Here is a 10,397-nt window from a genome sequence, read left to right on the forward strand (position 1 = left end):
GTACTTGACTAATCGTAGGAAGGGAGTGGGACATAAGTAATATAATAATGCTATTTAGCAAATTCGCAGTAGCTGACTGAACTGAGAAGGCGCTTAAATCAAGCTTTTCTCAGTTCTAGTCATCCTTGCGGGGGTGGGACGACGAATTCAAAAGAATTCTGTCCCACTCCCTTCATGAACCCATTTAATTTTCATGTTTAGAAATATCACCATTTTCTGGATCAATTTTTTCTATAAATTGAAATGCGTTATTGTCATATGTAAATTTTAAAATATGACAATTTCCAATAAAGTATTGCGTTGCTGCTGCATCTCCAATAACTTTTCTTAAAAAAACATCAAGTGTCGTTCCATGACTGACAACTAAATTAGTATCACTGTCTGTGGTACGCATAATTTCGGTTAAAGTGCCGATAAAACGCGCCTCAACTTCTTCCTTAGATTCTCCGTCAAACACAACCAAACGGTCTCCAAATGCATCTTCGACATCATAATTTGAATTTAATAAATCATTACTTTCCCCTTCTAAAATCCCAAAATGCCATTCTTTAAGTCCCTTTAGGCGCTTATAGTCTTGATCAGGTACAACACATTCTAACGTATCACATGCACGTTCCGAACTTGATGAATATAAATTTCCAAATGAAATGTGATGTGCCTCAAAATATTGACCTGCTTGTTTAGCTTGAGCGATGCCTAAATTTGTTAGAGGAGAGTCACTTGCCCCTTGCACCTTGCCTCTTAGATTAAACATTGTTTGTCCATGTCTCATTAAATAGAGTGTTTTTACCATTATATACACCTCAAACGTAAATTTTGCTTCTAATCATTCACTTTTATCGATAGTGTTACTAGTTACTACTAATGCTTAAGCACAATTGAATTTTCGAGTAATAGTATACATTAATTTTTTAATTTTCAAAAATAAGAACATCGAAAAAATTTATAAAGTGGTTTGAATACCGTCATGATGGGTATAAATTATTATAAGATTCACAATTCTAAAAGGAGTGTCATTGATGAGTAATCATAATGAATATAATTATGTTAATCCAAATAAGCTCTCGTTAGATTGGGAATGTTTAATCATAAGCAAAACAGACATGTTATTAGATGGTGTTCCTCAAGAATTAATTAATTCTTGGATGGACAGAAATATTATTGAACCTTTTTCAATAAAAAATAATGAAATTAACTTTAAAACTAAAGATGTGTGGAATGCGTTAAACACGCAAAATTGGTATTACGCTCACTCAAATTAATTTATATAAACTTATTGCTCTATTTGTACTTTCAATAAGTTGGTGATCGACGTAGTTTGACATAACGTACGCTCTAATGACTTGATTATTTCGTTCATGTTTCGGAAACTCACCGTCATTCTCGATATACTGAGCTAAACTTCCAAGAGGCGTATCATCGTTAATAAACCCAATTACAAAATCATAAAATGTCATAGTTCCCCCTCCTCAGTTTAATTATGCTTTCTTTGAATATTTCATTATTAATTTTGTCTAAACATATAATATAACTCAACTTTAATATGTAATTAGCATTTATTTTGCTTATTTGTAGTATATAATGTCTTACATTTAATATACTGTTTAAGATTATTAAATCATTAACCCAATAAATAATCACTAAATTTATCATTTATTTAATGGTATCTTGTTGTAATTGTTACAATTAAGTGAATCATTCGAGGTACGTTTATTTAATTGTGCAGCATACATGAAATTGAAAATAACTATTCAACTCAATTTTTAATTTAATAAGAGATATGATGTCAACCGTTGCTTTATAGCGGTTGGCTTTTTGTATTTACAAATGGTGTCATATTAGTTTGATATTCATTATTGCTTACTTTCCAAATATAAGCAACTAAATTTTTACCAAATTTCAATATTAAGATAAAAACATTTAATTACTTTGATTAACTCGTGTTACCGGTATAAAATAAATGATATGATGTTAGTAAGTTTAACGAATTATAAAGAGGTGACACCCATGAATAATAATAAAATTTTTTGGATAAATATTTTTATGACACTTTTATTTCTGGGCTTTAATATCGTTGTCACCTATAATCCAGATTTAGATGATTTCTTTTGGCTAATTCCAGGACTTACGGTTAGTGGCATTACCATTATATTAAGTTTGAGCACTGCCCTTATTTGTAAGAACATAGTTAGCGAAGTGATTTTTCTAATTAATATTGTTATGCTTCTATACTACATTTATCCTATGGTATATACATTTTTTTAAATTAATATTTAGGAGGCTTACACATGAGTTTGCATTTAACCATATTATTATGGCTCGGGATCATTTTCGTAGTAGCATCCTCAATTATATTGGGCTTATTACTTAAATCTAAAAAAGAAGAACGCAAAGAATCATACTTAGGCTTTACCGTCATATTTTATATTTTCGGATTTGCATTATTAATCTATGTATTCATATTCGGTATATTATAGCGGTGAATTAGGGAGTGTGACAGGAATCTTATTACATTCATTGTCGCACGCCTTTTTTATTATTATCTATATGCAATATTCATAAATATTTAATAATTACTAAGGAGTACAAAAATGAAATGTCTAATTTCTTCATTTATAAAAATACAATTAGTAATATTAATTACTTTTCTACCTTATTCGACGCATGCAATCGCGCATACAGATGATACAAAAGTACTCTCTCCAACCGAAGATGATTTTGATTTACAGCCAGGTGATATCATACTTACTAAGGGGCCAGTTTTATTTGGATTCTTTGGACATTCAAGTATTGCATTAGATCATGATACTGTTTTACAAATAGAAGGTCCAGGTGATGAACCCATTACTGAATCCTTTCATTCTTTCAAACAACGATTTGGTGAAGGAAAGGATGATTGGATTAAAATTTATCGTTGTACTATGCCAGGTGCTGGAGAGAAAGCTGCCAAGTGGGCTGAAATGCACTATAAAGATACAGATAAAACCTATTTAGTCACTTTAAATCTTAAGAGCGAAAGATTTACATACTGCACTAAAATTATTTATCAGGCATACAAATATGGTGTAAGTAAAAATGCTATTAATGAACATGGATTACTTATCATTTCCCCTTATGCCCTAGTAGACAACTTCACCGATGATTACCAACTCCAATTAGTTAAACAATACTAAATAGATATCGCAAGGGAGTGTGACAGAAATAAAATTTTTTCAAATTTTATTTCGTTGTACTACTGCTAACATATAGTTGTAGCCTGAGACATCGATTGTTGTCTCAGGCTTTTTGGATTATACTGTTTCTTTGAAATAATTAATGAAATGCTCGTTTTCTTCTAATAAATCAATATACGAAATAGAACTAAACGGGATAATACGTGTACAATTTTTTAGCGGATAGATAATAATTTCATTTTCATAATCTAAATGAATATCATTTTCCATCACCATTTTTTTAGTACCTACCACAATCGCAATGGCTTTAAAATCATTGTTATCAAAGTACCTTTTTAATAATTTTTTATTCATGTTATCTCACATCCTATTCACTTCATATTTACCATTATTTTGTAAAATATCAATGAAGTTACTGTATGTTTTATGTAAATTTGTTTTTGAAAATATTTTCAAAAAATAAAAACATTCAATATCTATTTCATTATAAAATAATAATATATTAAATTTAGGAGTGACTATATTGAAAAAAGTTTTATTTACATTATTATTAAGCCTAGTTCTATTAGCAGGCTGTAGCTTTTCAAACCAAGACAAGGAAAACGATCATTCTAAGTCTAAGACAACATCTCAAGATAACAAAGATAATGATAAAGAGAAAGACAATCAACAGTCTAGTGCTAAATCATCAAACAAAGATGCGCAAAGCGATCATCCATCCACGCAACAAAGTAATGACGACCACTCGTCTAATAAACAAGACTCAGTGTCCCAAGACACTAAGCAAATTGATGTTCAAAATATAACTGATCGAGCAACATTAGAAACAGTGATTTATAGTAATAACTATACTGAAATAGAAAAAATTGCTGCATATAATAGCGCGGTAGCTAATGGCGTCATTCCTCAAGGTAATGTGATGGAAGGTCCTGCAAGCGCTGCATACGAAAGCTCATTACGCGTTGAACGTGGACAAGAAAAATCAATTTATGATCAATCAAACCAAACTTCTGAGACAGATGATATAGATGATCCTAATGCAGAAATCAATGCTGCCACTAATGAGGATGAGTATGTTGACGCTTTGAGAAAGAAATATAACGGTGGCTTATCTTCAGGAGAACTTCAAACAAAACACGCCATTGAAGAAGGTTATTATGATGGTGATGATGCTGATGAAGTATATGAAACAATTCAACAACGCGAACAAGATATAGCTAACGGTAAATATGATAAGTACAAGCGTAATTAGTAAAAATTGAGTTGAATAGACATAGAGAGTAGTTAACATGAGGCTGGGACATCATAAAATGTTTCAGCTTCCTTGTTATCTTGGCAATCACTGATTGATTTGAAAATGCGCTTAAATCAAGCATTATTCAATCCTAGTCATCCTTGACGGCGAGGCATTTCACTAAGAAATTCTACAAGTTAAGCAAGCTGAGTACGGATAAAGCATTTACTTTATTCCTCCCCCGCACCCGATGATGTTATGCTTTATTTATTTCTTTTCTCATTTTATAAAGATAGTATGGTTTATGATTAATTTCTCCAACAATTTCAAATCCCATTTTTTGATACAATTTCAATGCTGCTTTATTATCTTTCACTACTGTTAACGATAGTTTACTAAATCCTGATGCTTTAGCTTTTTGTTCTGCAACATTTATAAGTTGTTGACCGACACCTTTCCCTCTGGCATTAGGCATCGTCGCTAGCATACTAATATGATATTCATCTTCGTTGCCTTCATCCATCGTAACAAGTGAATAAAACGATTTGGGGTGTGTGATGATAGACTTGAAGGGTTTAATTTTATTCATTGAAATAATTTGAAGCACGGTTGGTATCAACGCCTCATCAATTTGTTTTAAAGGACTGCACGTGATCGCACCAAGAACTTGGTCACCTTCTAAAGCCACAAATGACATATCATGACTAAATCGATTCGCATGATTTTGCCATAATCGTTGCAAGTCTTCAACAATTTCTTTATCTTTAGATTTACCTAGTATAATCGGGGCCATGTCGTCTATTGCCGCATATATTAATTGTCCCCCTTCTTGATGATGCGGTTGTGCTGATTGAATAGTTAATTTAGTCAATGTTATTCCTCCTTATTTAACTATTTACTTATTTTTTAAAATTAAACAATATTTGAGCTTATGAGTAATATAATTTATAATATAAAAGTTAATTTACACATTTTATTATTTCATTTAAAAAGGAAGGTCGTATGAGAAAAAGAAAAAACTGGTATTCAAAAGTATATTATTTATTTGTTACTGTCTTAATTATTGCTATTATAGCGATTGCATTTATACTTTATAAAACGCGTGAAGAAAAACAAAATCGCTCACTAGATTATTATTCAAATTTTCAAGAATTAAAAGATGATACAACAGAAGGTAAAGACTGGCGTGTTAAAACAAAAAACCGCAAAGATAATCACATCCTTGTTACGGCCATTCACGGCGGCGGTATTGAACCAGGTACGACTGAACTCGCTCGTCGTGTGGCCAATCTAGGTAAGTATGATTTTTATACTTTTGAAGGATTAATGCCTAAACATAATGAACGTTTGCATATTACTTCAACTGTATTTGATGAACCAACCCTCTTAAAAATGTTGGACCACTCCGAAGAGACTATATCCATTCATGGCTATGCAGGTGAAGATCCAATTGTTTACGTTGGCGGCAAAGATAAACAATTAGCCAAATCAATAACAAAATCATTAAAACGTAAAGGTTTCACAGTTCAAAAGAGTCCTAAAGGTGTTGAGGCAACATCATCCTCCAATATCATTAATAGAAATGACAATGATACCGGCGTACAACTTGAATTAACAACCGGACAACGTGCACTGTTTTTTAAAGATAAACAACTGGATCAACAAACAAGATCGAATCCAGACAACTATACCCGTACGTTCTACAAATTTGCCAAAGCAGTTAATCAAGGCATCAAAAACGCTCAATAATCTATTCTCAGATGCTAAGCTACCCTCACTACGTTTTCACCCCTATTTAAATTGGGTATAAAGTACTATAGTGAGGGGGAACGTGTTATGTTAGAAACATTAACTCAAGAACAAAAATATACAATAGCGAAATTTTATAAATTATATATGGAACGTTCTAATGAAGGTCAGTCAGAAAATGAAGCAAATTATTTTGGTAATAGTATAAAAACACAAGACGATTATTTCTGTGATCGTGAATATGATGATTTTTTAGAGAATTGTAAAGTACTCATTGATCATGGTTATCTAGATGGACAACTAACAGCAGATAGAATTGACGATATTACGATTACTAACAAAGCTTTCACGGAGATAGAACAAAGTTTTAAATAATTAAACCGCTACGTTAGAGTATGACTAACGTAGTTTTATTTTTATGAAAAAGGTGAATATATGACTAACTGGAAAATTAATAATCAATCACATAGACAATTAATGGTTCAAGCATATGAAAATGAAATCTCTATAGTTGAACCTTATCATAATGGTGCATTTAGAATATTAGCAGAAATCGACTTAAATCAAACATCGAATGAAACACAACTTAATGATGAAAAACTATATGTTTCTGTCAGCAAAGAGAATGAGGAGATTAACATTTACGATAGAGTCAATTAGTGTGGTACATGAAGCCTTTACACTACTGTTTTCAAATAGTAATTAGATGTTAATTACAAGGTAATATGTATTTTATAATATGTGTAGTACAATACAATTAATAATGTAAATTAAATGGAGGTAGCCTATGGAGAAACTGTTGTTCTATACAGGCACGGTATTATTAATCATAGCGATTATTTTAATTTTATTCGCTATTGTGGCAGTTTTTAAAAATAAAAACTATTTAAAATATTTCGCAATGGCTATTACGATTATTTTACTTAGCATGCTTGCTTTAGGCATTCATAAAATGATTGAAAGTAACAATCCATCTGAAAATCATGCAACACAATCTAAAGAGGATAAATCGTCTAAAGAAAAAGATAAAGATAAGGATAAACAAAGCAAAGACAAAAAAGATAATAATAACGATAAAGATGATAGTAATGTTACTCAAGAAGAACAAAATCGCTCTGAAGAAACATCAGCTAATAATGAAACAAATACTCAAGAACAGCAAGACACACAACAAGAACAACCAACCGCTGAACAATCAACTAATGAAACACCTTCTACACAACAAGGAACTACACAAAACAATGCAGTCAATAATCAAAATTCTAATCAATCAAACAACTCAAACCAATCTTATAATCAAAATGGCAGAAATATAAATAACAACACTAATAATGGCGATCATAGCGGTTCAAACGAGAATGCTACTACAGACAACAACTCAAGTGCTGAAGACCAGTCAAATGCTGAAAATCAAGCAGATGATAATCAGGTCCAAAGTTATTCTGAAGATAGTGCAAATGGACAGTTTAGAAGTAATGATACATCAGCAGAAAGTAATACTAATGAGACAGTTAATAGTACAAATTAATTAACAGTGAAATAGTGTGTTTTCTATATTCACTGTAACTAGCCTTGTCACTCAGTGAATGAGATAACAATGACGTAGCTTATCTCATTTATTCGATTTAATTGAATTTATAAATTATTATTAACTGTTGAATTTTTAGAAAAGTGTGACATACTTATATTAATATTATTTATATCAATTAGATATTAAATATAATTAAACAAAGGGTGACACATATGAAAAAAGTAGCTTTTGTACTGCTTTCAAGTTTTTTATTATTAGGGGCATGCGGTAATAATGATGACCCAGTAGACAATGTTAAGAAAAGTTCTGACAAAAAAGACAATCCTAACGCGCATAAAGACAAAGGCGAATCAGATCGTACAGATGGTAAAAAAATTAACGATAACTAATAGCAAAACTAGCATTTACTGTTTCAATAAATGAAACACGTAAATGCTAGTTTTTTTGTTTTTACATATGCCTAAAACGATACGTTGACTTACTTTCAATTGTGATCTTTATCAAATAATTTTCCGACATCTTTTAATAAATCTTTACTTCCTAGCCATGTAGAAAGAGATGACATCATAAAACTAATCGCTTTCGTTAATAATTCCATATTTCAACAGCTCCTTTACTAACGAATTGTCTTAGTTCATCATGCTGACTTTAGTCTGCTTACTATATATATACCACATCGAAATTGGATGTAACATCATTGAAGCGTGGTGCAAAATTTTAAATACTTTTTAACCCCAGCTTGCTTTGCTTGTAGAATTTCTTTATGAAATTCTCTTTGCTGAGGACCGACTTTACTGAGAAAAGCTTAATTTAAGTATCTTATCAATTCAGTCAGCTACTGCAAATTTTCCAAATAGCATTATCATATTATTTATGTTGAAGAATCTTTAAAAAGCGTTAGAACCTTTCGTTCTAACGCTTCGTCTACATTTATTGAAATTTGCATTTCAAATCCGATAATCAATGTAATTGTTTTAAAGTCCACGCACGACCGTTGACTAAAAAGAGAACAAGTCCTACTTACTCTCTTTCCTAAGTTATTTAAAACTTATTCTTAGCTATGCAATGTATTTCGGTTTATAACGTCCACGCATTGTCGTTGACATTTATATTATAACATTTTTATTAAACATTTCAAGACTAATAAATATAATATAATTTAGTTGCGCTCATTCAATATATTTTGGATATGACTATGTTGCTTATCAAAAACGCTTAGTCCACGCTTTAAATAGCTTATTGTTTTAGAACTTCACAGTATACATCGTGTATCTATTAATAGAATTTACGATATCATTTACAATCTTTGTATTAACATGCGATTTTAATAATTCGTCTATCTCTATTTTACATTCATTATAAATTGTAGTGATATCAATCACATTTTGCACTTCTAATAACTTTGTTATTTTTACTCTACATTCAGCAATTAACATCTTATCTGCCTTTTCTTTTGCCATAATTTTTCTTTTTTGACTATTACGTGCTTCAGCCTCTTTTAATAATTGCTGTCGTTTTAACTCTCGCTCTTTTCTCAATGCTTCCTGTTCTTTTTCTCTTTGAATACGTCTTTCTCGTTCTAGTTCTTCTATATACGCAAGATATTTCTTTCTATGAAAATAATCAATCAAAGCAAAGACTTTCTGTTCGATGTTAGTGGGCAAAGCCATACTATACTTTTTAAAATCATTAATTAAGTCAATATTCTTACTCGTAATAGGCTTTGATGAATTCGCATTAAATTCTTTCACATCTAACTCAGAGATTGTAGTCCACTCTTTATACATGTTTATCACTTTACAATGATACTCTGAATCATTCATTAATTTCTCATGATTTAAGAGTACATCATCCAACCAATCATCTAACAAAAATATATTCTTTCTAACCTGATACGCAATACGATTTGGAATGCCACTATGTTCTTTAAAATGTTCAATCCCAAGTTTCATAATTGTGTCTTTTGACTTTGATCGAAGTATATATTGATACTTTAATTCTTTTCCACATTCACAATATAACGGCGTATCATTACAACTCGTTCGGTAATTTTCATTTACTTTAAAGTCGATAAGTTCCCACTCTTCTGAATAGCGATACATATCATTGATTAATATATTCTTTTTTCTGTATTTATAATACTTAAACAGTATTTCTCTTTGGTTCTCAGTTAATTGACTGATTAAAGCATGTCTATGTTTCTCGTTATTCACATATCTCAAATAACCACCTCTTCTACTTATAAGGGTTAACTTTAGTTCATTACACATTAGTGTGATGGTTTGATTTGTATATTTGCATATGTAAAAAAGAGATATGACTAATCACTCATTAATCATATCTCTTTATCAACACTATGATATTCAATTATAATGCCTAGTCTCATAGCAGACGGCTACTACTGTACATGATTTTGTTTTTTAAAGTCCACGCATAGTCGTTGACTTAATTATATTATAATAATTTTATATAATAAATACAACATTTATATATTCTAACCTAGAAACGTTTAAATACAAAACAAAAAGAGTCCGGGACATAAATAATATAATGCAGCTATTTTGCAAATTCGCAGTAGCTGACTGAACTGAGAAGGCGCTTAATTCAAGCTTTTCTCAGTTCTAGTCATCCTTGCGGGCGGGGCCCCAACAAAGAGAATTTCACTAAAAAATTCTACAAGCTAAGCAAGTTGGGAGTCGGGGCCCCAACA

15 protein-coding genes are annotated in these 10,397 nt (G+C 31.0%); 10 read left to right on the top strand and 5 right to left on the bottom strand.

Annotated features, from left to right (window positions below):
* Nucleotides 1-184 precede the first annotated feature (184 nt).
* Nucleotides 185-793 carry a histidine phosphatase family protein gene (locus KA828_RS05370; protein ID WP_210125652.1) on the bottom strand — a complete coding sequence of 203 codons (609 nt, stop codon included), beginning with the start codon at nucleotides 791-793 and terminating at the stop codon, nucleotides 185-187.
* A 226-nt stretch (nucleotides 794-1,019) separates the two neighbouring features.
* On the opposite strand from KA828_RS05370, the gene KA828_RS05375 reads away from it, so the two are divergent.
* Nucleotides 1,020-1,262, top strand: a complete 243-nt coding sequence (locus KA828_RS05375) for a hypothetical protein (RefSeq protein WP_053029866.1) — start codon at nucleotides 1,020-1,022, stop codon at nucleotides 1,260-1,262.
* Here the strand turns inward: KA828_RS05375 and KA828_RS05380 are convergent.
* Nucleotides 1,254-1,457: a sterile alpha motif-like domain-containing protein gene (locus tag KA828_RS05380; RefSeq protein ID WP_053029867.1), complete on the bottom strand. Its 204-nt coding sequence runs from the start codon at nucleotides 1,455-1,457 to the stop codon at nucleotides 1,254-1,256. The two genes, KA828_RS05375 and KA828_RS05380, sit on opposite strands and share 9 nt — an antisense overlap.
* Before the next feature lie 550 nt (nucleotides 1,458-2,007).
* Between KA828_RS05380 and tsaA the strand changes: the two genes are divergently transcribed.
* The 3 genes from tsaA to lnsA all read left to right on the top strand — a co-directional run bounded on the left by tsaA (nucleotide 2,008) and on the right by lnsA (nucleotide 3,173).
* Nucleotides 2,008-2,265 (top strand): type II toxin-antitoxin system antitoxin TsaA, encoded by a 258-nt coding sequence (gene tsaA / locus KA828_RS05385; protein ID WP_210125654.1) that lies wholly within the window; start codon nucleotides 2,008-2,010, stop codon nucleotides 2,263-2,265.
* Between the two features lie 23 nt (nucleotides 2,266-2,288).
* Complete coding sequence (tsaT, locus tag KA828_RS05390) at nucleotides 2,289-2,477, top strand: type II toxin-antitoxin system toxin TsaT (RefSeq protein ID WP_210125656.1); 189 nt, start codon at nucleotides 2,289-2,291, stop codon at nucleotides 2,475-2,477.
* Between the two features lie 114 nt (nucleotides 2,478-2,591).
* Nucleotides 2,592-3,173 carry a lipoprotein N-acylation protein LnsA gene (gene lnsA, locus KA828_RS05395; protein ID WP_210125658.1) on the top strand — a complete coding sequence of 194 codons (582 nt, stop codon included), beginning with the start codon at nucleotides 2,592-2,594 and terminating at the stop codon, nucleotides 3,171-3,173.
* A gap of 117 nt (nucleotides 3,174-3,290) precedes the next feature.
* Here the strand turns inward: lnsA and KA828_RS05400 are convergent, their stop codons facing one another.
* Entirely contained in the window at nucleotides 3,291-3,527 is a 237-nt protein-coding gene (locus KA828_RS05400) for a hypothetical protein (RefSeq protein WP_070855152.1), read from the bottom strand.
* Nucleotides 3,528-3,696: 169 nt separating this feature from the next.
* Between KA828_RS05400 and KA828_RS05405 the strand changes: the two genes are divergently transcribed.
* On the top strand, nucleotides 3,697-4,425 hold the full coding sequence (locus KA828_RS05405) for a hypothetical protein (RefSeq protein WP_210125660.1): 729 nt from the start codon (nucleotides 3,697-3,699) through the stop codon (nucleotides 4,423-4,425).
* A gap of 238 nt (nucleotides 4,426-4,663) precedes the next feature.
* Here the strand turns inward: KA828_RS05405 and KA828_RS05410 are convergent, their stop codons facing one another.
* A complete protein-coding gene (locus tag KA828_RS05410; RefSeq protein WP_210125662.1) occupies nucleotides 4,664-5,278 on the bottom strand; it encodes a GNAT family N-acetyltransferase in 615 nt (204 codons plus the stop codon).
* 131 nt (nucleotides 5,279-5,409) lie between these two features.
* Between KA828_RS05410 and KA828_RS05415 the strand changes: the two genes are divergently transcribed.
* The 5 genes from KA828_RS05415 (at nucleotide 5,410) to KA828_RS05435 (ending at nucleotide 8,076) form a co-directional block, all read left to right on the top strand.
* Nucleotides 5,410-6,156, top strand: coding sequence for a poly-gamma-glutamate hydrolase family protein (locus KA828_RS05415; protein ID WP_210125665.1), 747 nt, complete (start codon nucleotides 5,410-5,412; stop codon nucleotides 6,154-6,156).
* A gap of 87 nt (nucleotides 6,157-6,243) precedes the next feature.
* The gene (locus tag KA828_RS05420; protein WP_053029878.1) at nucleotides 6,244-6,531 is read left to right on the top strand and encodes a hypothetical protein; all 288 of its coding nucleotides are present in this window, start codon (nucleotides 6,244-6,246) and stop codon (nucleotides 6,529-6,531) included.
* A gap of 60 nt (nucleotides 6,532-6,591) precedes the next feature.
* A complete protein-coding gene (locus KA828_RS05425) occupies nucleotides 6,592-6,816 on the top strand; it encodes a hypothetical protein (protein WP_053029879.1) in 225 nt (74 codons plus the stop codon).
* 127 nt (nucleotides 6,817-6,943) lie between these two features.
* The gene (locus tag KA828_RS05430) at nucleotides 6,944-7,684 is read left to right on the top strand and encodes a hypothetical protein (RefSeq protein ID WP_210125667.1); all 741 of its coding nucleotides are present in this window, start codon (nucleotides 6,944-6,946) and stop codon (nucleotides 7,682-7,684) included.
* 215 nt (nucleotides 7,685-7,899) lie between these two features.
* Complete coding sequence (locus KA828_RS05435) at nucleotides 7,900-8,076, top strand: hypothetical protein (protein ID WP_174841502.1); 177 nt, start codon at nucleotides 7,900-7,902, stop codon at nucleotides 8,074-8,076.
* A gap of 855 nt (nucleotides 8,077-8,931) precedes the next feature.
* On the opposite strand, the gene KA828_RS05440 is transcribed toward KA828_RS05435, so the two are convergent.
* On the bottom strand, nucleotides 8,932-9,909 hold the full coding sequence (locus KA828_RS05440) for a hypothetical protein (protein WP_210125669.1): 978 nt from the start codon (nucleotides 9,907-9,909) through the stop codon (nucleotides 8,932-8,934).
* Nucleotides 9,910-10,397: the final 488 nt, after the last annotated feature.

Source organism: Staphylococcus sp. GDY8P85P (assembly GCF_017892405.1).
Lineage (GTDB): Bacteria > Bacillota > Bacilli > Staphylococcales > Staphylococcaceae > Staphylococcus > Staphylococcus borealis.

What these genes read in the sequence shown, in the direction of transcription:
- KA828_RS05370 (WP_210125652.1), bottom strand. Translation starts at nt 793, where the DNA reads ATGGTAAAAACACTCTATTTAATGAGACATGGACAAACAATGTTTAAT.
- KA828_RS05375 (WP_053029866.1), top strand. Translation starts at nt 1,020, where the DNA reads ATGAGTAATCATAATGAATATAATTATGTTAATCCAAATAAGCTCTCG.
- KA828_RS05380 (WP_053029867.1), bottom strand. Translation starts at nt 1,457, where the DNA reads ATGACATTTTATGATTTTGTAATTGGGTTTATTAACGATGATACGCCT.
- tsaA (WP_210125654.1), top strand. Translation starts at nt 2,008, where the DNA reads ATGAATAATAATAAAATTTTTTGGATAAATATTTTTATGACACTTTTA.
- tsaT (WP_210125656.1), top strand. Translation starts at nt 2,289, where the DNA reads ATGAGTTTGCATTTAACCATATTATTATGGCTCGGGATCATTTTCGTA.
- lnsA (WP_210125658.1), top strand. Translation starts at nt 2,592, where the DNA reads ATGAAATGTCTAATTTCTTCATTTATAAAAATACAATTAGTAATATTA.
- KA828_RS05400 (WP_070855152.1), bottom strand. Translation starts at nt 3,527, where the DNA reads ATGAATAAAAAATTATTAAAAAGGTACTTTGATAACAATGATTTTAAA.
- KA828_RS05415 (WP_210125665.1), top strand. Translation starts at nt 5,410, where the DNA reads ATGAGAAAAAGAAAAAACTGGTATTCAAAAGTATATTATTTATTTGTT.
- KA828_RS05420 (WP_053029878.1), top strand. Translation starts at nt 6,244, where the DNA reads ATGTTAGAAACATTAACTCAAGAACAAAAATATACAATAGCGAAATTT.
- KA828_RS05425 (WP_053029879.1), top strand. Translation starts at nt 6,592, where the DNA reads ATGACTAACTGGAAAATTAATAATCAATCACATAGACAATTAATGGTT.
- KA828_RS05430 (WP_210125667.1), top strand. Translation starts at nt 6,944, where the DNA reads ATGGAGAAACTGTTGTTCTATACAGGCACGGTATTATTAATCATAGCG.
- KA828_RS05435 (WP_174841502.1), top strand. Translation starts at nt 7,900, where the DNA reads ATGAAAAAAGTAGCTTTTGTACTGCTTTCAAGTTTTTTATTATTAGGG.